18 protein-coding genes and 2 pseudogenes are annotated in these 20,092 nt (G+C 59.8%); 9 read left to right on the top strand and 11 right to left on the bottom strand.

Going from position 1 to position 20,092, the window contains the following annotated elements; translation table 11 throughout:
- The first annotated feature begins 631 nt into the window (after nucleotides 1-631).
- The 3 genes and pseudogenes from P3T25_RS45855 (at nucleotide 632) to P3T25_RS45845 (ending at nucleotide 2,298) form a co-directional block, all read left to right on the top strand.
- Nucleotides 632-1,081 carry an ester cyclase gene (locus P3T25_RS45855; RefSeq protein ID WP_154563947.1) on the top strand — a complete coding sequence of 150 codons (450 nt, stop codon included), beginning with the start codon at nucleotides 632-634 and terminating at the stop codon, nucleotides 1,079-1,081.
- A gap of 234 nt (nucleotides 1,082-1,315) precedes the next feature.
- The gene (locus P3T25_RS45850; RefSeq protein ID WP_429364169.1) at nucleotides 1,316-1,471 is read left to right on the top strand and encodes a hypothetical protein; all 156 of its coding nucleotides are present in this window, start codon (nucleotides 1,316-1,318) and stop codon (nucleotides 1,469-1,471) included.
- Nucleotides 1,472-1,580: 109 nt separating this feature from the next.
- Nucleotides 1,581-2,298, top strand: a pseudogene (locus tag P3T25_RS45845) (transposase).
- Nucleotides 2,299-2,846: 548 nt separating this feature from the next.
- Here the strand turns inward: P3T25_RS45845 and P3T25_RS45840 are convergent.
- A complete protein-coding gene (locus tag P3T25_RS45840) occupies nucleotides 2,847-3,014 on the bottom strand; it encodes a hypothetical protein (protein ID WP_154563941.1) in 168 nt (55 codons plus the stop codon).
- An 839-nt stretch (nucleotides 3,015-3,853) separates the two neighbouring features.
- Complete coding sequence (locus P3T25_RS45835) at nucleotides 3,854-4,699, bottom strand: hypothetical protein (protein ID WP_429364167.1); 846 nt, start codon at nucleotides 4,697-4,699, stop codon at nucleotides 3,854-3,856.
- A 184-nt stretch (nucleotides 4,700-4,883) separates the two neighbouring features.
- Here P3T25_RS45835 and P3T25_RS45830 point away from each other — a divergent pair, with 184 nt between their 5' ends.
- On the top strand, nucleotides 4,884-5,240 hold the full coding sequence (locus P3T25_RS45830; protein WP_429364165.1) for an STAS/SEC14 domain-containing protein: 357 nt from the start codon (nucleotides 4,884-4,886) through the stop codon (nucleotides 5,238-5,240).
- 49 nt (nucleotides 5,241-5,289) lie between these two features.
- On the opposite strand, the gene P3T25_RS45825 is transcribed toward P3T25_RS45830, so the two are convergent.
- Together P3T25_RS45825 and P3T25_RS45820 are read right to left on the bottom strand one after the other, a co-directional pair.
- The gene (locus P3T25_RS45825) at nucleotides 5,290-5,634 is read right to left on the bottom strand and encodes a DoxX family protein (protein ID WP_429364163.1); all 345 of its coding nucleotides are present in this window, start codon (nucleotides 5,632-5,634) and stop codon (nucleotides 5,290-5,292) included.
- Nucleotides 5,635-5,636: 2 nt separating this feature from the next.
- Nucleotides 5,637-6,560: an NAD-dependent epimerase/dehydratase family protein gene (locus P3T25_RS45820; protein WP_429364161.1), complete on the bottom strand. Its 924-nt coding sequence runs from the start codon at nucleotides 6,558-6,560 to the stop codon at nucleotides 5,637-5,639.
- A 127-nt stretch (nucleotides 6,561-6,687) separates the two neighbouring features.
- Here P3T25_RS45820 and P3T25_RS45815 point away from each other — a divergent pair, with 127 nt between their 5' ends.
- On the top strand, nucleotides 6,688-7,293 hold the full coding sequence (locus P3T25_RS45815; protein ID WP_154563935.1) for a TetR/AcrR family transcriptional regulator: 606 nt from the start codon (nucleotides 6,688-6,690) through the stop codon (nucleotides 7,291-7,293).
- A 135-nt stretch (nucleotides 7,294-7,428) separates the two neighbouring features.
- On the opposite strand, the gene P3T25_RS45810 is transcribed toward P3T25_RS45815, so the two are convergent.
- The 6 genes and pseudogenes from P3T25_RS45810 to P3T25_RS45785 all read right to left on the bottom strand — a co-directional run.
- On the bottom strand, nucleotides 7,429-8,388 hold the full coding sequence (locus tag P3T25_RS45810) for an ornithine cyclodeaminase family protein (RefSeq protein ID WP_429364158.1): 960 nt from the start codon (nucleotides 8,386-8,388) through the stop codon (nucleotides 7,429-7,431).
- A gap of 48 nt (nucleotides 8,389-8,436) precedes the next feature.
- Nucleotides 8,437-9,444 (bottom strand): trans-3-hydroxy-L-proline dehydratase, encoded by a 1,008-nt coding sequence (gene lhpH, locus P3T25_RS45805; protein ID WP_429364156.1) that lies wholly within the window; start codon nucleotides 9,442-9,444, stop codon nucleotides 8,437-8,439.
- 57 nt (nucleotides 9,445-9,501) lie between these two features.
- Nucleotides 9,502-10,761 carry an amidohydrolase family protein gene (locus P3T25_RS45800; protein WP_429364154.1) on the bottom strand — a complete coding sequence of 420 codons (1,260 nt, stop codon included), beginning with the start codon at nucleotides 10,759-10,761 and terminating at the stop codon, nucleotides 9,502-9,504.
- Nucleotides 10,762-10,777: 16 nt separating this feature from the next.
- A complete protein-coding gene (locus tag P3T25_RS45795) occupies nucleotides 10,778-12,070 on the bottom strand; it encodes an MFS transporter (protein WP_429364183.1) in 1,293 nt (430 codons plus the stop codon).
- A 169-nt stretch (nucleotides 12,071-12,239) separates the two neighbouring features.
- A complete protein-coding gene (locus tag P3T25_RS45790) occupies nucleotides 12,240-13,136 on the bottom strand; it encodes a LysR substrate-binding domain-containing protein (RefSeq protein WP_429364152.1) in 897 nt (298 codons plus the stop codon).
- A 659-nt stretch (nucleotides 13,137-13,795) separates the two neighbouring features.
- Nucleotides 13,796-15,094, bottom strand: a pseudogene (locus P3T25_RS45785) (collagen-like triple helix repeat-containing protein); the annotation flags it as partial.
- A 1,065-nt stretch (nucleotides 15,095-16,159) separates the two neighbouring features.
- Here P3T25_RS45785 and P3T25_RS45780 point away from each other — a divergent pair.
- Nucleotides 16,160-16,600: a hypothetical protein gene (locus tag P3T25_RS45780; RefSeq protein WP_429364150.1), complete on the top strand. Its 441-nt coding sequence runs from the start codon at nucleotides 16,160-16,162 to the stop codon at nucleotides 16,598-16,600.
- A 374-nt stretch (nucleotides 16,601-16,974) separates the two neighbouring features.
- On the opposite strand, the gene P3T25_RS45775 is transcribed toward P3T25_RS45780, so the two are convergent.
- On the bottom strand, nucleotides 16,975-17,952 hold the full coding sequence (locus P3T25_RS45775; RefSeq protein WP_429364148.1) for a helix-turn-helix transcriptional regulator: 978 nt from the start codon (nucleotides 17,950-17,952) through the stop codon (nucleotides 16,975-16,977).
- Between the two features lie 99 nt (nucleotides 17,953-18,051).
- On the opposite strand from P3T25_RS45775, the gene P3T25_RS45770 reads away from it, so the two are divergent.
- From P3T25_RS45770 to P3T25_RS45760, 3 genes are all read left to right on the top strand, one after another.
- A complete protein-coding gene (locus P3T25_RS45770; protein ID WP_429364146.1) occupies nucleotides 18,052-18,195 on the top strand; it encodes a hypothetical protein in 144 nt (47 codons plus the stop codon).
- Nucleotides 18,192-18,854 (top strand): glutathione S-transferase family protein, encoded by a 663-nt coding sequence (locus P3T25_RS45765; RefSeq protein ID WP_154563901.1) that lies wholly within the window; start codon nucleotides 18,192-18,194, stop codon nucleotides 18,852-18,854. The genes P3T25_RS45770 and P3T25_RS45765 overlap by 4 nt, the downstream gene beginning before the upstream one ends.
- Before the next feature lie 72 nt (nucleotides 18,855-18,926).
- A complete protein-coding gene (locus tag P3T25_RS45760) occupies nucleotides 18,927-20,009 on the top strand; it encodes an IS630 family transposase (RefSeq protein WP_429364144.1) in 1,083 nt (360 codons plus the stop codon).
- Nucleotides 20,010-20,092: the final 83 nt, after the last annotated feature.

Raw genomic sequence — 20,092 nt, 5'->3', positions numbered from 1 at the left:
CGGCACCGCACGGCGCCACAGGGACTTTGGGAACAACGTCTACCGCTTGGGAGGGAAGTTCTGTTTCGACAGGTTCGATGATGGCAACCAGACCAGTCTCCAATCTGGCATGGCGTTCGAACAAGGCGAGAAGTTCAGGGCGCAGTCCGTCGCCGCGTTGTGCTGCAAGAGCGTGAAGCGAGAGAAATGGCAACATGGTCGAACTCCAGTCGATGAAAGGCAGGCGAGCGCGATGACGATGACGATGAAAGAATTGGCATGTCGGGCGCCTGCGAGATAAGTGTGGTTCGGACGCGCCGCGCGTCGTCCGCCGACCTCGGCTAGTGCGGGATCGAATGCTCAAGCTAGCGCAGCAGATCGGTACGGGCACTCCGTTTCTTGCTGTTCAATTGCGATGAACGTAGAGCCACGCTTAACGCGCACAGTTATGCGGTTTTGTCGCCTTTGACCGCTGGCGCGGTTGCCTACGAACGGCACGCAATAGTGACCATAGTCATCACAAGCCGCATGGTGGTTCTTCGAGTATTGCAGCAAGAAACGGGGGGCTGCTGACTGCTCGCGCCAATATTGTTCAGGCAGAGAGGGGCGATCGTGCATCTCTCTTTCAACCACAGTCAATGAGGAATTCACCATGTCCAAGGAAGATGACAACAAGGCCATCGTCGGCCGCTGGTTCACCGATTTCTGGGGCAAGACCTGCAACCTCGAAATCGTCGACGAGCTTGCCGCTCCCGACATGCTTCTGCGCTACTCGCTGCACGAGCCGCGCCGTGGCCGCGAGGACATCAAGGCATTCATGACCGATTTCCGCGAAGCATTCCCGGATCTCAACTTCTGGGGCGCCGCTGATCTCATCGCCGAGGGGGACTATGTAGTCGGTCGTTGGGAAGGTGGCGGCACGCATACCGGTCCGGCATTCAGCGATTTCCTCATTGGATCGTTGCCGGCTGCGACCGGACGGAAAATGCGTTTCACTGGCACGACTGTGCTCCAGCTAAAAGACGGCAGAATCGTTGAAGAAATCGGCCTGGACGACGGCGTGACCGCTCTGCAGCAACTCGGACTCATCAAAACAGCGTGATCGAAGGCACGATCCGTCCGATTTGTTTGCGCAACGCCATGTGCATCTAACGCTACAACGGGCCGGGTATCCCCCTGCCCGTTGTAGCCCGTGACGCCAACCGCGAAGGGATTGGAAACGATCGTTATCGTTCGGATACCTACCTATAAAATTCGAAAACCACATTACGCTGGGCTTTGACCGGTTCAGGTGGGATGCGAATGGAGACCATGGCGCTTCGACCGCCGCTCCGTCGTGCCGCTTGATGTATTGGTGCCGGATGACGCGCAGGCAAAGCATCTGGAGGGGTATAGCGCGGCGCTGCTATTCAGCGGCGGCATAAAACAGATGTTTGTATCGATCGGCAAATCAGCGAAAAGAGGCCAGAAAAAAGGCCTGTTCGTGATGTAAACGCAAGCATATGACCGATAGAATTTCGTCCTATACACACGTGACACACTGTCGCGCGTTCGAGATCTGTCGGATCGCTTTCTCACATCGGATTTCCGGTTAATTCAGCATGGCACGGCTTGCACGGCACTACGTCCCAGAACAACCTCAGCACGTTATCTTGCAGGGGCTCACGGGGCCCGCATTCCTGGACGAAGGAGACTACCTGTACTTCCTCGCCTGCCTGGCAGACGCAGCGCGCGTCGCCGATCTGGCAGTCCACGCATGGGTGCTCATGCCTGACGCGATACAGTTCCTCGTCACGCCTTCATACGAGTCGAGCGTGCCCGTGGCGATGCAAGCGGTCGGCCGTCGCTATGTCGAGACCTTCAACCGCCGCCATGGACGCCGCGGTGCGGTGTGGCGTGGCGAGTACCGGGCAACAGTGATTGAGCCCGATCGATATTTCCTGCTCGCGAGCCAGGTCATCGATCATGCGCCGGTGCGCAACCGCCTTGTAGCCGAGCCGGGAAACTATCAATGGTCTAGCTACACGCACCACATCGGGCTGCGTGTCGATAACTTCATCAAGGACCATCCACTCTACCGGGCGCTCGGCAATACGCCGTTCGAGCGCCACCAGGCTTACCGCGATTTGGGCGTACAGCCTCTTGACGAACGCGAGGTCAATGACCTGATGCAGTCGACGCTCAAGGGCTGGGTGCTCGGCAGCGCCGCATATTGCGAGTGGGCGGCGCAGACAGCCAACCGGCGTTTGATGCCCCTGCTGCTGCGCGACCGGCCGCCCCAAGGTTTGCACGACACGCGTCCTCGCACACGTGGGCTAACCAAAAGATAAACGAGCAAGGAAACCTTGCTTGTTTGAGAGGTGCTACGTCAGGAGATGGCGATGCCGTTCGATGAACTGATGTGGCTCACTTCACGCGGCATGTGGAGGGTACGCTCAGAGGTCTAGCCGAGCCACTTGCAAAGGCAAAAAAGAAAAATGCTCGTCGCGATGCGATTCATACGCTTTCGAGCATCGTCGGAGCCATCATTCTGGCTCGCGCGGTTGATGACCCTGAACTCTCGGAAGAGATTCTTCGTGAGGTGCGAGCGGCTCTGGACTAAATACGCGCCTATCAGGTGATGCCCAATTGAGCGGGCGATTGTCCCTTGTGACCCCTCCTTCTTCACAGGAGTCCAACGAGACTGCAAACACGGTAGACGAGTTGATGTCCGCAGTGCAATGCATAGCCGACGTTAGAATGCCGGTGCAGGTGCAGTGACCAAGGACCACAGATGACCGGTCGCTGCCTGACGCGGACGGCTCGGTTCGACCCAACTTAGCCGTTGACCGATTGCGGTCGAGGGACGCGTCTAAGACTAGATCGAATTATTTTCGGGGTCGTCGCTCCCCAACTTCCCGATTCTCCGTCACGGCTCGGCGAACGGCTTCCAAAAGGTCGGGGCGCGCCTCGGGGTCGGGGACTTCGATCAGCTTGCGCGGAGCCTTGGCTTGGGGCTTCAGCGTCACACCGTAAAGTTTTTGCGGCGCAGTCATAATTCGTCTCCGGCTTCGATCACAGCTAATTCGGACGGCAGGCTCGGTCTTGCTTCTGGTTTCCGAAAATCACGCTTTCGGATCTTTACTGAGTACGGAACTGTGGACTCCGTGCGTCGCGCGTCTCCAAGCTTCGTCGGCGCGTTGCTGGGCCGATTTCACGGTATATGCAACCCCTTGCTTGCCTTTCGGCGCTGGCGAAAACGTCGAAGTCAGACCGGAAAATGTCCGGCGGATAGTCTTGCTGACCATGGCACGCTCCGAGTTTGTGTCGGAATGATAAGTCTAGGTCTTTACGCGCAACTCGCGATACTGTACGTTTATACAGTGCCTTGGGGAGTCCACTATGGACGCGAGAGAACGCCTCAAGCGAAACCGCGCCCGTACGATCACGTTGCGCCAAGCGAGTCCGCGTCAATCCACTACGCCCTTAAGAGAGTGCTATTGGGAATCAGGGAAGCTCGCCGGATTGTCCGCAGCCTTCGGCATTAGCAACGAGAGCCACGCGCATTTGAGCCGGTGGAGCGTGTCCAGTACGAACAGGAGGCGCTCGTCCGTCGGGAGGGTTGAAATGACCGATAAGCTGCGACGGCAACTCCGTGAAGTTGAGCAAGCCCTGGTGACGCTTGAAGGCGTGATTGCAGTGCGAAGGGAGCACATTTCGCTGCTTCAGCGTTTGGGATCTCGTGACAAGGAGCTAGCGTCCCTCGACGCGCTTATGACCGCCCGGTCACGTCTTCAGTCGCAGCGAGACTGTCTTGCCGCCGCTATCGCCAGCGGGGCAAGGTGACTAGTGTCGGGAGAGTTCATGCAGCCGCACGTGCTCCCGGAGAAGTCGGTTACTTGGGCGGCGGCAGCGAAGGATCGAGCTTCGCCGATTCCTTGACGAGCTGATCCGTCATCGCGGCCGCGACCGGATTCGAGCCGGTGCCTGGCTTGGAGCTACGTTGGTCCGTGGTGGCGCGAGCAGCTGACTTATCCGGCGGAGGCAACGATGGATCGAGCTTCGCCGATTCCCTGACCAGTTCGTCCGTTTCCGGTGTCGCGCCTTGAGTCGTTATCGCGCGATGGTCCAAACCGTCTCGTCCACGCTGGGCGCGGTGCGCCGGAACCACCTTCGGCGCACCCGAGTCCTGCACGTTCACCGACGCGACGGCCGTCGACGGCGCCTGCTTTGGTTGTGCGTCAGGTTTCGGTTGCGCGGTGACTTGTGCGGCGGCCGGGCTGGATGCGGGCGCGGCCGTCATGGGCGCAGGTGCTACTGCCAGAGCAGGAGCAGGAGCAGAAGCAGGCGCGGGAACCACCGGCTCCTGCGCGATGGCAGTGCTTTTCGTGATCGCGCCGGACGGCTTCGATTGGTCGATGCTGCCTTCTGTCACGTGATCGCCGACGCGCGAATCGACGACGGAAGGGTGTGCGGACTCATGCATGGCGGCCGTGACTTCTGCCATTGAGCGGCGGTCCGCCTGAAGGAGCATCAAGTACGTGGTCCCTGCTGCTACGAGCAGGAGCCCTCCAATAATCATCAAAATCTTTCGGGTATTCATCATACTTACTGACGGCTCCTGCAAACGACGTGAGCCAACCATGGTAAACCACTGATCACGGATTTCATCAGACGAATAACAGCAATGGGGGACCTGACGAGCAGGAATGGGCGAGCGATAAACCGAACGTCTGGCCATGCAGCGGCACGTTTCGCACGGGCGGGAAGATGGTAACGGGGCGGGCCGTCAACGTACTCTAAACGGCGCTAAACCTGGCTAACCGAGCCGTGTGAAAAGGGGTATCGTGAAGAAATTATCGAACGCTAGGCTCATCCGCGCCGCGCCTGAGCGTGTAACGTCTCCCTAGTCAGGCGGTCTTGCCATGATCCTGTATCACACCGAGCCCGATTCCCCTGTCATCGAAATTTCCGTCGAAGGCAAAATCACCGACCACGATCTGCGCGAAGCCATTGAGCGCATGCGTGGTGATCTCGAACTGAACGGCAAGACCCGCGTGCTCGAACGCATCGAGAATTTCACCGGCATCGAGCCGAAGGCGCTGTGGACCGATATAACGCTCGGCGTTCCCGTGGCACGCAAGGTCACGCGCGCCGCCGTAGTGGCCGATGCGGGCTGGATCCGTGCCTCGATGCATCTGGCGCGGTTCTTTACGAAGGCCGAAGTCAAGGCGTTCCACCTCAACGAGCTGGAGCAGGCACGCGTCTGGATCAACAGCTGAGCGCCGCCTGGTAGCGTCCCGGGCTCACCCGTCTGGTGGCGAGCAAGCCTCAACCGCGGAGCGCCACAGTAGCCACAACGAGAGCCGAGAAGATCAGCGCCGGGGCGAGATGCCCGAACAACTCCCGGTTTCGTAGCAATGTGAAGAGCACGACGACCAGGATCGCACCGGCCAGCGTTAGGCCCAAAACTCTGGTTTGTTGTCCAAAAAGAAGTGCCGCACACAACAGCTCAAGAGCGCCACAGAGCAAATGAAACCATGCCGGGTAACCCCAGCGTGCGAAGTCGCGCTTCACCGCGCCGCGTCCTGTGAGATTGACCACCCCAGCAACCGCGAACAGAACCGCTACGATCATCGCGAGAATCGACTCGTAAGATGCACTGTTCCACGCCATGGTCATGCTCCGTTGATTTGCTGAAAGTGCTTTTGTACAGAGAGGTCCGCAATCAGGCCGGGGCCATGGGGCTGCCACGCAAGAACTTGCCGGGCATGGTGGCCGCTTACTGTCTGATCGAGCGCCAGTGCGTCAGCGAACGGTCCAAACGATTTGCGAGCATCGTCGAGCGGCCAGGGTTCGACGCGATCGGCGCCGACCGAGGCCCGAATCGCTTCACCCATTTCGGCAACGGCAACGGCATCTTCCGCGACCACGTTGAAGATCTGTCCCGCGACTCGACCGTCCCCACTTGCCGCCCGCTCCATCGCGCTCAGGTAGGCCGTGGCGAGATCATCGACGTGAACGGCAGGCCAGTGGTTGCGACCATCGCCAACGATCCTCACACTGCCGGTCTGACGGACCATGCCGGCAAGCATGCCGAAGACGCCGCCGCCGTAGCCGTGCACCATCGCCGGCCTGAGGATCACTGCAGCAATCGAGCGGCGTGCTGCTAGCGCCAGCACCTGTTGTTCCACTGCGGGCCGCCAGGCGATGAGTGGTGTCGGGTTCAGCGCCGATGCTTCAGTCGCGGGCTCCCCCTCCGTATTGCCGTAGACCCAGATGCCCGACGTATAGACAAACGCCGCGCCCGGATGCAAATGCGAAAGCATCGCTACAGCCGCGGCCTCATCAACCGCACCGGCGGAAGCATCGTTGGTCGACGCGGCGTGCACCACGCCATCAGCGGTACCGGCAGTCGCAGCGAAAGACTGTGGCTCGCGCAGGTCGCCGGAATGCAGTGTCACACCGAGGCGCGCCAGCACGCTGGCGGCCGCCGAGCTGTCCTCGCGCACCAGCGCCGTCACCTGATGACCGAGGGTGATTGCCTTGCGCGCGACCGCTTGCCCGATGAAGCCAGTACCACCTGTAATGAACAGTTTCAAAGCGTTCTCCAATGATTGGCTGCGAAGTTGAAAAGTCATACAACGAGACTGGTTGGTCTCGTTTTGACGAATCTAAACGAGACTGCCCAGTCTTGTCAACTACTCAACGATCTGTTATTTATCTCGCATGGACACTTCTTCTCTCCCCGGCCTGAGCCCGCTGCAATGCCGCAAGCGGTCTGCAATCCTCAACGGCGCGAAAACCGTTTTCTTGCGCGAGGGTTTCGGTTTGGCAACGATGGACGATGTCGCCGCAGCCGCTGGCGTCGGCAAACAGACGGTCTACCGCCACTTCAAGTCGAAGGAGGCGCTCTTCGTTGGTGTGGTGAGCGAGATGTGCGCTCAGGTGGGCGCGCTGCTTGCCAGCGCTCAGGGCGAGCAAACCGATGGCGCACCCGAAGTCGAGTTGCGCGCGTTGGGATGGTTGCTGGCACGAAGCCTTATTACGCTGGATAATCTGCGGCTTTACCGCGCCATCGTTGCTGAGGCCGAGCGTCTTCCGGAACTCGGCCAGGTGTTTTACGAAAATGGCGCAAAGGTCGTGCGTGCCTTCGCCGCAAAAATTCTGCGAAGGCGATTTGACGAATCAACTGCTGCATTGCGGGCAGCGACATTCGTTCAGTTGGTGCTTGGCGACGCGTATCTGGAACTGTCAATTGGCTACGCGGTACCCAATGTTGAAGCACGCTTTGCGCCGCAGATTGACGAGGCGGTAGCGGCTGCACTTCGCTAAGGAGCGGCGCATAAGATGTCCAGCCGCTGCATGCGGAACGCAACAGCGTCTAGCGCAGGAAGCGAGACACCGCATGTCCGCTTCCGAGCAATCACTGTTCAACACGCGTTCCGCAAATTCCCCATCCTCGATTAACTAGGCCGCCGATCGACGCTCTGACACCGCGCTTTGCTCATACACCCGCTTCGCAGCCGCAAGGTCCTCGAGTGCCGTTCCTACTGCTTTGAACACCGTGCGCTGCGTACGGGATTGGCGCGCCCCGCACTCACCTCGGCAAAGTTGGGCAAGATCTCCCTGAATCGCTTCGATAGAAAGATGGCCGCCCGCTATCGCATTCAGTACGTCTCCAGACTTCTGGACAGCTTCCCGCGTATCCACCCATACCCCGGCGTTTGCGAAGCAAGCCGGATGAGCTTCGGTCATCGCGGGAGTGAAGCTGCCCACCAGATCGAGGTGACTCCCCTCGCCCAACCATTCGGCCTTGATAAGTGGTTCCGTCGCAAGCGTCGCGCAACTGACGATGTCGGCCCGACGCACGGCCGCTTCCAGATCATCCACTGCACGCGCGTTCAGCCCCTCTTCCTGCCATTGCGCCGCGCAGGCCTGCGCGGTCTGCGGATTGATGTTCCATACCTCGACGGACTCGAGCTGACGTACGCTGGCTATTGCTGGCCCAAGCAGACGTCCTACCCGGCCGGCACCGACCACGAGCAGCCGCGACGCGCCGGGGTTGGCTAGCAACTTGACGCCGAGCGCCGATGCGGCCGCGGTTCGTCGCGAGGTAATAGCGTCGCCATCGAGAATGGCAAGCGGCACACCCGTCGAACCATCAAACAGGATGTAGATTGAATGCAGTCCCGGCAGCCCGCGCAGACGGTTGTCGGGGAAGATGTTGACGATCTTGACGCCGTAGTAGCCCGACGCCTCCCAGGCGGGCATCAGCAAGGACGTGCCAACGTGAGCGACATCGCGTGGCAATCGGAGCGTCTGACGCAATGGCACCGTGACTTCGCGAGTAAAAGCATCGGCTAGCGTCGCCACAAGCGAGGGCAGCGGAAGTAAGCGGCTGACCTCAGTGGAATCAATATTAATCATTACAGGTATTTAGCATTCAAAGATCCAGTAACCGTGTGCCAGCACCGCTCAACGTACCAGGAATCCATACTTGAGCGGATCGCGCTCGTCGATGACCCAGTTGGCGAATCCACAAACGTGAGCTGAGCCTTCGATCTCGGGAATCACTGCGGGGAATTCGCCGAGCTGCGTTTCGCCGACAACACGCGCACGAAACACCGTGCCGATGATCGATTCATTCACGAGTACGTCGTCTTGCCCAATCTCGCCACGCAGATACAGTTGCGCCACGCGGCCTGCAGTGCCCGAACCCGTCGGAGAACGGTCCACTTCCCGGTCCGCGAAAATGCAGCAGTTCGCCTGAGTGGATTCGGGAAATCTTGGCGCGCCGTGAATGATCGTGCCGTAGATATGATTGATTTCCGGAATCTGCGGATGCACGAGTGGAAACGCACGATTGGCAGCGATCTTCACTTCCGCGCCGAATTGCTTGAGCACGTCGACCGACGACTCACGAATTGCGAGGCCGTGCGGCGCGCCGTCCGCGTAGAAATAGAACGCACCTCCGAATGCGATATCGCCTGTCACCGTCCCGTAGGTCGGTGTCTCGACGCTCACGTCGCGCTTGTAAATGAACGATGGCACGTTAATGAATCGCACACCGTTGGCGTGCATGCCGTCCCACTTGACGAATGCTTCGATAAAACCGCACGGTGCGTCGATGCCGACCCGCGTCTCGGGCGATTCGCGCTGCACCCAGCCGAGCTCCACCGCAGCCGTTGCCAGTGCGATCACGCCATGTCCGCAGTGGTCGCTATATCCTTCGTTGTGCAGGAAGATGATGCCGAAGTCGGCCGTGGGTGAAACGGGCGGCGTGAGATAGCCCCCGTACATGTCCGCGTGTCCTCGGGGTTCGAACATCAGCGCCTGGCGAATATTGTCCGCGTGTTCGCGAACCCAGGCACGGCGCTCCACGATCGAGTTGCCCTGCAGGCGGGGAAGGCCCGAGGTGACGATCCGGAACGGCTCTCCGCCGGTATGGACTTCGACGGTACTGATTGTGCGACTGACCTGCATATCCTTATATCCTCCACGTGATGTCTGCGCGCCACTACGGACGCCGTGCTACGTGCGTTATGCTGCCACGGGCTCGAGCAGTTGTCCTGCCTGTTTGACGCAAACTCCGGCCTTGATCACCATCGGGATGTGCTCTCCCTGACCGAGCAATAGCGACAGATTCTCAACCGGGTCACCGGCCACGACGACCAGGTCGGCCTTCGCGCCCACGCTAACGGTGCCTCGCACGCCGGCTTCGCCGATGATCTCTGCTGCTACCGATGTGGCGGAACGGATCGCCTCCAGATTCCCGACTATCTGCGCGCGCGCCTCGAACTCGTCGGACTGGTACGTATGCAGTTCTCCCAGCATGTCAGAGCCGAAGCCCGCTTTGACGCCGACGCGTGCCAGCAACCTGAGTGCCTCGCGACCGACAGATCGGGCCGCATCGATCTTTTCCAGCGATTCAGGCGGGAAGCCAAGCGTAGGCCCCTGCGCGAACAGATGGTCAAGGGTAGCAAGCGTCGGCACCATGTAGACGTTGCGTTCCACCATCATGCGCGCGGTCGCCTCGTCCACCAGATTGCCGTGCTCGATGCAACGCACACCGCATTCGATCGCGCGACGGATCGCCCGCGGCGTGTAAGCATGCGCCATGACGTAAGTGCCCGCCGCCTCCGCTTCCTCTACCGCGGCCCGAAGTTCTGCCTCCGAGTACTGCGTGTTTGTGATGGAATCGTTCGGCGACGCTACGCCACCGGATGCCATGACCTTGATCTGCGTAGCACCTTTAAGAATTTCTTCACGCACGGCGAGCCGGATTGCGTCTTCGCCGTCTACGACACGCGCAATCGCGCCCTGACGGCCCAGACAACCGCAAGCGTCGCTCAACTGGTCGCTGCGCGGACGGAAGTCACCATGTCCGCCCGTTTGCGAAAGTGCCTTGCCCGATGAGAGAATGCGCGGCCCTAGGAGCACGCCGGTATTAACCGCCTCGCACATGCCGAAGTCCGCGCCGCCGGCATCGCGTACCGTTGTAAAACCGCGGTTGAGCATGCCACGCACAATCGGCACGGTACGCAGCGCGGCGAGAAAGTTCGGCATCACCGCATTCGCGCCGAGGTTGGTTTTGGAGGTGACTACATGCACATGCAAATCGATGAAGCCGGGCAGCAGCGTATGTCCCGGCAACGCGTACCGGGCGTCAGGCGACACCGACGTCGGCACGGTGCCGATCGAAGCAATGACGCCGTCCTTCACGCAGACGTCGACGCCTTCGCGGCGCGTGCCGCTGGCGGGGTCGAAGACATTGATTCGTTCAAGTACGAAAGTGCTCATGAAATTGCGATTCCGCTCAGGATTGATAGGGTTCCATCAACAGAGTGCCGATCAGGCTAACGGCGGCCGCGAACACGATGTAATACGCGGCGGACTCTGCATCGCCCGTGACCTTGGTCAGCCAGGTGATGATGAATGAGGCGAAGCCACCAAAGATCGTGACCGCGCCGTTATAGGCGAGCGACAGACCGGTGGTACGCACGCGGCTCGGAAACATCTCGACGAACAACGCGAGAATGGGCCCCGTATAACCAGCAATCAATACGCCGAAGATCGCCTGAAACATCAGAAGTGTCGAGAAGCTGCGAGAAGCGTTCAGGTATGAGAAGAGAGGATAACTGAAGACAAGAATCAGGACCGCTGCCACCGATAATACGCGGCGCTTGCCCACGCGGTCGGAGAAAGCCCCGACGATTGGCGCCATCACCATCAGCACCACCCCGCTCACCACACCCGACACGAAACCCTGTTTTTGGCTTAGCCCGAGATAGCGCGTCGCATACGTCGGCATGTAGAACAGGATGACGTAGGTGCAAACCGTCCACAACACCACCATCATCAAACTCGATACCACCTGGCGTGGGTAGACGCGTATTACTTCGCGCAAAGGTGTTTCAGCATGCTTCTTCTGTGTAGCGAATTCGGGAGTCTCGTCGATCTTCAGTCGGATGTAGTAGCCCACAGGCGCGATCAACATACCCACGAAAAATGGAATTCGCCAGCCCCACCGCAGCACGGCATCGGCCGGAAGGGCCGACACGATCAGCGTGCCCACCAGACTACCAATCACGACGGCAAAGCCGACACTGGTCTGGATCCAGCTTGAATAAGTGGCGCGACGGTCCTTCGGTGCGTGCTCGGTCAGGAAGGCGGTCGCCCCGCCCATTTCACCACCTGCGGAAATCCCTTGCAGCAATCGAGCGAGCACGATCAGGCAGGGAGCGAGAATACCGATGGATTGATACGTCGGTGCGAATGCAATGATTGCGGAACCCAACGCCATGAGCAGCATTGCAAGCGACAACGCGCGCTTTCGGCCGGCGCGGTCGGCATAGATGCCGAATAGAATGCCGCCCAACGGCCGCATCACAAAGCCAACACCGAATGTGGCCAGCGCAAGCAGCAGTGACGTCGTTTCGTTGCCGGCCGGAAAAAACAGCTTGCCGATGATGGCGGCAAAGAATGCATACCCTGAGAAATCGAACCACTCGAGGCCGCTGCCAATCACGGTCGCGAAGATCGCGTGACGTCGCGTGGCGGTAGGAGAAACCACGGGCACCGCTCCCGTGACGCCGCTGGGTATGTCCATTGCCATGACTGTCACCTCTCCGATGGTTTTGCCTAACGCGAACGTTCGCGGTCTGTGCACCCCTTGAATGTAATTTTTGACATGGGGGGAGGGAAACGCTAATTTCGCATTCGCGTTTGCGATATTTGCAAACGCATGGCAACGGGGAGAAGCCGTCAGCGTGCTTAGCTCACGGCGTCATCTGCGCGACGGCCCATTCACGGAAGCGTCGTGCCGGCGCACTTTCCGCTCGCTCCAGCGGGCGTGTCAGGTAATAGGCGCCGCCCATCGTCGCTGAAGCCGCCGACGCTTTGACGAGCGTGCCATTCTCGAGCAACAGATCGATGACCTTGCTCCACCCGAGCGCGATGCCTTTGCCGTGCGCCGCGAGTTCCGTGATCACCGGATAACTGTTCACGATGATCGTCGAGGCGGGATTGGTGCGCGACGTACCTACGCGTTCGAACCAGCTATGCCACGACATCCAGTTGCGTTCGGCATCTTCGAGTACGAGTAGCGTGTGCGACAGCAATTGCGCCGGTTCGAGGAGTGTGCCGTTCAGATAGCCGGGCGAGCAGACGGCATAGACCTGCTCATCGAACAGCTTCTGCGTGTGAGTGCCGGGCACGTCTGCGTTGCGCAGATAGAAGATACCCACGTCGTACTCCGCGGAAGAGACAACGCCGAAATGATCACGCACGATGATCCGCAGATCGATGTCCGGGTTGATCTCGATAAAGGAGCCGAGCCGGGGCGCGAGCCACAATGCGGAAAGCCCGGCAGTGCAGGAAATGGTCAGCCGCGACTTGACGACCCGCGCCATCATATTCGACGTGGCGCTGCTGCAAAGCTCGAGAATGCTTCGCACGTCAATTGCATAGGTTTCGCCGGCGGGCGTCAGGCGCAGGGCGTTGTGTTCACGTGAAAAAAGACGTCGCCCGAGGAATTCTTCCAGTTGGGAGATCTGCCGGCTGACCGCACTCGGTGACAGATGCAACTCGTTGCCGGCGCGAGTGAAACTCAGGTGTCGTGCGCTTGCTTCGAAGGCGAGCAGGCATCCGAGTGGCGGCAACGGGGTTAGTGCCATGAGTCGTGGTCCTTGGCCTAGCGGGTAGTAGCGGGAGTATGCACCGAAAGCGGAAGGACTTAAGCCGCCTGCCAATCCACGCAAGGCAGCCGGCTCTTACGCGTGCTCGAACTCGCATGGTTTGCGTTGACGTTGCAAATCATTCCATTGGATTTTGCCAATGCCTGTTCGATTGACGATTGCTGGCAACGTCAATCGGGCGTTTCGCTGCCGAAATCTATGTGGACGTTGCTGCCGAGCCGCGTCAGGCGGACGCGCGCCATCGGCCCGTATCCTTAGTAGGATCGTTGCTTGATACCCCAACGATCCGCATCGTAGGTGACCACCCAGAGGTTCTTGTGCAATGTGATCACTGAACCGTCTGCGCGATTCCTTGTGTACTCAACCAACAAATGCACTTTTTGCGGGCTGACCAGCACCGCGTGCTTATGAAGGTGGACGGTGCGGTCCCATCCAGTATCCCGCTCAAGGTCGTCAAAGAAGCTGGCGGGCAGTTGACCTTTGTCTTCTCATATCACCAGTCGCTCGCCTGAGAGAATGATGTGCGGAAAATGGAGGCAAGCGTCCATGTCCGTAAGATCACGCGCGTTGCATGGTGCCACGCGGATCGGCGGGCCGGTTGCCCGGTCCGCCGTTTTCCCCCATGCGTGGTGCCTTCGTTACTTCCTTGATGTCAGCCCACCGAGCACGCCGCCAGATGGCCCGGACGTCCCTCCTCCGGCGCCGCCAAGCGCACTCGTCAGGGCATTGACGAGGCCAGTCACGGGCGCGAGCAGGTTGGTCGTGCCGGATCCACTTGAACCGCCCGAGGCGTGTAGCGCGCCCGTCGACGATGATGCTACTGACGTCGCTTGTACTAGCGGATTGTTGGCGCTGCCTGTCGCGCTGTTCGGCGCGACGCTTGCCGAGTTGGGCACGCCGGTGAGCGGCGCTAATGGATTGCCGGGTCCTCCGACCATGCTGGTCAGCGAGGAGGTCAGCGAAGTCAGCGTGCCGGTCAGAGGTGCGAGCGGATTGGTCGAACCGCCAATACTGCCAAGTCCGGCCGTCAGCGTGCCGGGCAGCGAAGTGAGGATGTTGGTGAGCGGTGCCAACGGATTGCCGGACGAGCTGCCGCCCGGATTGAGGATGCCGGTCAGGCCGCCGAGCGGATTACCGCTGCCCGAGCCGCCTGTGGTCAGCAGGCCGCCGACCGAGGTAACCGTATTGCCCAACTGGGTCACCACGGTACCTAGGTTCTTGCCGATCGGATCGCCCGTGGCGCTGCCGATCTGGCTGCCCGCAGTGTCGAGGCCATGGCCGATGGTCGACAGCAGTCCGTTGAGCGGCTTACCCAAACCGGTCGTGTCGCCGACGGTCTGGGTGGTCTGCGCGAGCGTCGCGGTGATTGGCGTGATTGCAGTGCTGATGGTCTGCGTGAGCTGCTGCACCGGGCCGTTGGTGAGCGTCGAGCCGAATTGCGTGCCCAGGCTGCTGACGGCGGTGCCCACGGTGGAGATTGTGCTGCCGAGCGGGTTTGTCAGCGGGCTGAGTGGAGCAGTTGGACCGCTGCCGAGGCTGGTCACGAGCTGTCCGGCGCTATTGACGGCCTGACCGGCGTCATAGACCAGGTTGCCGCTGCTGGCGAGCGTGGTACCGAGAGGCTCGGTCGAGTTCCCAAGCTGGCCGAGACCGTTGAAAGCGCCCGCGCCGAGTGCGGACACTCCGGCGCCGAGATTCGAAACCACACCGCCAAGCGCTGCGGCGGTTGCGGTGTTGCCGCCAGGGATCGGTGTGAGACCGATCTGGCTGCCGATGGCCGAGACAGTCTGGCCGGCCGTGGTGACGACGTTGCCGGTGTTCTGCACCACGACGCCGAGCGGGTTGGCGCTGGAGGGCGTCGGAGTGGGCGTGGGCGTCGGAGTGGGCGTGGGCGTCGGCGTAGGCGTAGGCGTAGGCGTGGGCGTAGGCGTCGGCGTGGGCGTCGGCGTCGGCGTCGGCGTCGGCGTCGGCGTCGGCGTGGGCGTGGGCGTGGGCGTCGGCGTGGGCGTGGGCGTGGGCGTCGGCGTCGGCGTCGGCGTCGGCGTGGGCGTGGGCGTCGGCGTCGGCGTCGGCGTCGGCGTCGGCGTCGGCGTGGGCGTGGGCGTAGGCGTGGGCGTGGGCGTAGGCGTCGGCGTGGGCGTGGGCGTGGGCGTGGGCGTGGGCGTCGGCGTCGGCGTCGGCGTCGGCGTAGGCGTCGGAGTAGGCGTCGGCGTCGGAGTAGGCGTCGGCGTCGGAGTAGGCGTCGGCGTGCCGTTACCTGAGCCGGACCCCGCCCCTCCTCCCGAACCACTGCCGGATCCGCCGCCCGTGCCTGTGATGGCGCCGCTTCCCGAAGCACTGCCAAGCGTCGGCGACTTCGTGGTCAATGTCGATCCACAACCTTGAAGAACCATCAGTGACGACACGCACATGGCGATCGTCGTCATTTTGAAATTGCGATTCATGCTTGCACCCCCCCGGTAATGAAAATCCTAGGGTTGTGACTGCAAAGGTCATACCATATGGGACCGCACCGTGCGGTGCATAAGAAAGCTCAGCAAATCAAGGGCGCGCAGGCGATCGATTCCCGCGCGTCGCGATATTGAAACGCCCGTGTGGCGCGGAACATTGTCTTCCGGACCTCGAATGTAACGTAACGTGCGGAGAGCGGTTTTCACCCATCGGTAGCTCCTCCGAGACAGTTGTTCTTCGCCAATGAGCAGTCGTTTGAGAGCCGATTGCGATCGACGGTTGGTGTTCGACTTTGCCTGTCGGCGATCGGCAGAAGTCGTTGAGGGTTGTTGGATGCCTGCCGTGGTCGCCACGACTGTGAACACGCTACGGCACGTGCCGGCAGGCGTCGAACAAGCCTCAACGCCTGACGCCAATAGCACCGAGAGCGTTTCACAAAAAACCATCGGATCATTTTGTTACACCTCTTACCGAGGTCCGAACTGGCGCGCTACAAAAACCTTTCGGAGGGCGGTTATACTCGGCGCCGTCCCAAAAACCAGAGACCTTTTATGTCGAAGAGAATCTTCCAGATTGTTGCCATTGCAGCGCTCACCACTGCAGCGTCGTTACCGGCGGTGGCCGGCGATATGAACAATGCCCTTGGCGGCGCGCTCGGCGGCGTAGCCGGCGCTGCCCTGGGTGGCGCAGTAGGCGGCAGCACGGGTTCCGTCATTGGCGGTGCAGTCGGCGGCGGCGCCGGCGGCGCAATCACGTCAAACCGCAGGGAACGCACGGGCGCCATCATCGGTGGCGCGCTCGGGGGCGGTGCCGGCACAGCGGCAGGCAACGCGATGGGCGGCCGCACGGGCGGCCTCGTCGGCGCGGCCGTGGGCGGCGGCGCGGGTTCAGCGCTTGGCGGTAACATTTCGCGGTCCAATTCGTACGCGGACGACTATTCCCGCGGCTACCGACCGGACAAGCGCCATCACAAACATCGCCACCATGACTGAACGTTGAGCAAAAAACGGCGTGGTTCGATCAAAGGCTAAGCCCGAAACGCCGAATACCTTTCGCAGCGCTGCACGGGCGATTCTCGTGTGAGCCAGAACCGGCACTCGATGAACCACGCCAGCCTCTTCAATCGGACCTTCGATTCGCCCGACAGCGGTCGTTCAAATACGGCCTTCATTGACTATCCGCTAAGAGCTTTCCACGCGCGAAGACCACCCAACTTGCCCAACTTGGATCCGGTTGGTTTGGCTGCCTCGCCTTTTTGACTTCAGGCCCCCGTTACAATCTAACGGAGTCGTAAGAAAGGAAACCCATGTCCGCTTTTCCACCTCCCGGACTGTCCAGGTTTCCTGGCTTCATCTCTTCACCAAAATTATGCGCCCCTCTTATAGAGCGCTTTCAACTGTGACAACTCTTCCATAAATTTATTCTTAAGTTCCCACGGCCCTACGATCTTCAAATTTGAACCGTATCCCAACAGCTTCCGCGCGCCGTGCTCGATGGATTCGATGGGCATCAAAAACTCTTTCCATCCTGATGGCACCTCCGCACTACCTGCACCCTGCAAAACTGGAGCGGTTTTAATACGCGCGTTGACCAACCAATTCTCGCCGCGCGCCGACACGGCGATATGTGCCGTCAACCGATAAAGATCGATCTCGTAGCGGTCTATGGCGTCACACCAGTGCTTCGCCAGGTCAAATCGCGCAGGACGCTTGAAACGGCGGCGGGAGGACTTGAATTCACTAATATTCGCTAGCCGAAAGGTCAGTGCGCCGGGCCTGCCCACCACCTTGGCAATCAGGTACCAGGTACCTCCCTTGAGCACCAAACCGAGCGGCTCAAGTTCGCGGCGGGATAAACCATGCCAACTCTCATACTTCACTTCGATACGGTACGAGCTCCACACGGCATTGGCGACTTCACGCAGAAATAACGGTGTTTCTTGAGCACGGTACCAATCCACCGTGTCAATGTGCAGTCGGCTGGCGACACGATCAGCCTGCTCGCGTGAGTCCGGAGGCAGACTGGCAATCATCTTTAGCCGCGCAGAGGTTGCCATGCCGTCCAAGCCCAGTTCCGTCGCAGGCCCAGGCAAACCTGCCAGAAACAGCGCGTGCGCTTCGTGCTCCGTGAGCCCTGTGAGATCGGTACTCCAACCCTCGCGTAATTGAAATCCCCCGTTGCGACCTCGATCCCCCCAGATGGGCACACCAGCACTAGAGAGCTGATCGATATCGCGCAAGATCGTGCGCTCGGAAACCTCCAGTGCTTCAGCCAAAGCCGGTGCGGTCATACGCCCGCGCGCTTGCAGCATCATCATGATCGACAAAAGGCGGCTAGCTTTCATAAATGACACCTGACCTCAAATACATGACATAAGGTGTCATGTTAACGGACTTATTATCTGCCACACCCCTCCTCTGCTCGATCAATACGAAGGTCAAATATGGACAAGAGCATTCACGAAAAGCAACTCAAGGTCATTGAACTACGCCAATACACCCTTCACCCCCACAAACGCGACGTGCTGATCGATCCGTTCGATCGTGAGTTTGTCGAGACACAAGATCAATTGAAGAGAGACAAATGAAAATAATTTCCGGACCCCTGAGCATGTTCGGTGCCAAGGTTGAGATCGCGGCGCACGAGAAGGGCATCGACTTCGAACTGGTGATGGCTCCGTTTGATCAGTTGCGCGGTTACGCCCCCAAACATCCAGACGTATTGCGCGTCAATCCGAAGCATCAGGTGCCGGTACTAATAGACGGCAACCTGGAGATTTTCGATTCCACGCAAATATTTGAGTATCTTGAAGACCTGAAGCCCAATCCCGCCTTATGGCCGGCGCATCCAGAAGCGCGCGCCATGGCGCGTCAGCTCGAACACTGCTGCGATGAAATCTATTTTCCCCACATTGTCCGACTGATGGGACTTGAAGATGCGCCGGATGATCCTGCGGCGCAGACTGCACGCAACGAAGCGTTGCAATATTATCGACGCATGGAACGAGTTCTTGCCAATCGCGAATTTCTGGCCGAGACCTATTCCTATGCCGACATTGCGTTTTACATGGCGCAGTTGTTCGGCGCGCGCAAGGGTGCGCCGATAACAGGAGAGACGCCCAACCTGCTGGCTTGGCGTGAACGAATGATCGCACGTCCTGCCGTGCGAAAAGTTGCCGGTGCTATGGCGGGATATCTTGCCTCGATTGGAAGTGCAGTCCCCGATTTTCTTCATGGACTTAACTAGTGTTCCGTCCCAGAAATAACTTGTCATAAATTTCGATTGTTCTATGAACAATCCAGGGAACAGGAGTTGACCATGGGACGCAAGGGAATCGAGGTTGTGGTGTCGGATCTGGAAAGAGAGCAATTGCTGTCTATGAGTCGATCGCGTTCGCTGCCTCATTCGCTGGTCCGCCGGGCAAAGATTGTCTTGATGGCCGCAGACGGTCATAGAACGCAGGATATTGCAAGGCAGTGCGAAGTAACGCCGCCGGCGATCACACACTGGAAGAAACGGTTCGTTGCGTGTGGGCTTGCCGGTCTGCATGACGAGGCGCGCCCCGGGCGGCCGCGCGCGCATGATGATGAGGCAGTGGCAGAACTGCTGGCGAAGGTGCTGCATGAGAAGCCGGATGGGACGACGCACTGGAGTGTGCGTTCTGCTGCTGCACAGACCGGAATTTCGAAGAGCTCGGTGGCCCGCTATCTGTCGCTGTTCGGAGTGCAGCCTCATCGCTCGAAGAGCTTCAAGCTTTCTACTGACCCGTACTTCGTCGAGAAGGTGCGCGATATTGTCGGGCTGTACCTGAGCCCGCCGACCAACGCCCTGGTGCTGTGCGTCGACGAGAAGAGCCAGTGCCAGGCGCTGGAGCGTACACAGCCGATGTTGCCGATGGGATTGGGGTACCTCGAGAGCGTGACGCATGATTACGTGCGGCATGGCACCACGACCTTGTTCGCTGCGCTCAATGCCGCAACAGGAGAAGTCATCGCACAATGCAAACCGCGCCATCGACATCAGGAGTTTCTCGCCTTTCTGAACTACATTGACAAGGCAGTCCCGTCAAACCTTGACGTGCACCTGATCGTCGATAACTACGCGACACACAAGCATCCGAGGGTCAGGGCGTGGCTCGCCAGGCATACGCGCTACCACATGCACTTCACGCCGACCTACTCGAGCTGGCTGAATCAGGTCGAACGCTGGTTTGGCCTGATTACGCAGCAGGCGATCCGCCGCGGGTCATTCAGAAACGTGCGCCAGCTCATTGCCAGTATCGAGCGTTATACGGAGCAGTACAACCAGCACAAGCGGCCGTTCGTATGGACCGCAACAGCCGATTCCATTCTCCAGAAAGTGGCCCGGCTATGCAAAGTTATTTTTGGGACGGAACACTAGTCTTACTGTGTCATATATCCTGAGGACCACTGCTTCGATGAATGGTGCAAGCGTTGCGTGAGCCGTAGTCCGAGCAAGATGCG

The organism is Paraburkholderia sp. GAS32 (assembly GCF_050434225.1).
Taxonomy (GTDB): Bacteria; Pseudomonadota; Gammaproteobacteria; order Burkholderiales; family Burkholderiaceae; genus Paraburkholderia; species Paraburkholderia madseniana.
Note: the sequence above shows the minus strand (reverse complement) of the source record. Positions and strands in the feature narration are given on the sequence as shown.

Excerpts from the sequence above, each read along its gene's own strand:
- P3T25_RS45780 (WP_429364150.1), top strand. The coding sequence starts at position 16,160 with ATGTCGAAGAGAATCTTCCAGATTGTTGCCATTGCAGCGCTCACCACT.
- P3T25_RS45825 (WP_429364163.1), bottom strand. The coding sequence starts at position 5,634 with ATGGCGTGGAACAGTGCATCTTACGAGTCGATTCTCGCGATGATCGTA.
- P3T25_RS45855 (WP_154563947.1), top strand. The coding sequence starts at position 632 with ATGTCCAAGGAAGATGACAACAAGGCCATCGTCGGCCGCTGGTTCACC.
- lhpH (WP_429364156.1), bottom strand. The coding sequence starts at position 9,444 with ATGCAGGTCAGTCGCACAATCAGTACCGTCGAAGTCCATACCGGCGGA.
- P3T25_RS45795 (WP_429364183.1), bottom strand. The coding sequence starts at position 12,070 with ATGGACATACCCAGCGGCGTCACGGGAGCGGTGCCCGTGGTTTCTCCT.
- P3T25_RS45815 (WP_154563935.1), top strand. The coding sequence starts at position 6,688 with ATGGACACTTCTTCTCTCCCCGGCCTGAGCCCGCTGCAATGCCGCAAG.
- P3T25_RS45800 (WP_429364154.1), bottom strand. The coding sequence starts at position 10,761 with ATGAGCACTTTCGTACTTGAACGAATCAATGTCTTCGACCCCGCCAGC.
- P3T25_RS45770 (WP_429364146.1), top strand. The coding sequence starts at position 18,052 with ATGGACAAGAGCATTCACGAAAAGCAACTCAAGGTCATTGAACTACGC.
- P3T25_RS45835 (WP_429364167.1), bottom strand. The coding sequence starts at position 4,699 with ATGGCCAGACGTTCGGTTTATCGCTCGCCCATTCCTGCTCGTCAGGTC.
- P3T25_RS45760 (WP_429364144.1), top strand. The coding sequence starts at position 18,927 with ATGGGACGCAAGGGAATCGAGGTTGTGGTGTCGGATCTGGAAAGAGAG.
- P3T25_RS45790 (WP_429364152.1), bottom strand. The coding sequence starts at position 13,136 with ATGGCACTAACCCCGTTGCCGCCACTCGGATGCCTGCTCGCCTTCGAA.
- P3T25_RS45830 (WP_429364165.1), top strand. The coding sequence starts at position 4,884 with ATGATCCTGTATCACACCGAGCCCGATTCCCCTGTCATCGAAATTTCC.
- P3T25_RS45775 (WP_429364148.1), bottom strand. The coding sequence starts at position 17,952 with ATGAAAGCTAGCCGCCTTTTGTCGATCATGATGATGCTGCAAGCGCGC.
- P3T25_RS45810 (WP_429364158.1), bottom strand. The coding sequence starts at position 8,388 with ATGATTAATATTGATTCCACTGAGGTCAGCCGCTTACTTCCGCTGCCC.
- P3T25_RS45840 (WP_154563941.1), bottom strand. The coding sequence starts at position 3,014 with ATGACTGCGCCGCAAAAACTTTACGGTGTGACGCTGAAGCCCCAAGCC.
- P3T25_RS45765 (WP_154563901.1), top strand. The coding sequence starts at position 18,192 with ATGAAAATAATTTCCGGACCCCTGAGCATGTTCGGTGCCAAGGTTGAG.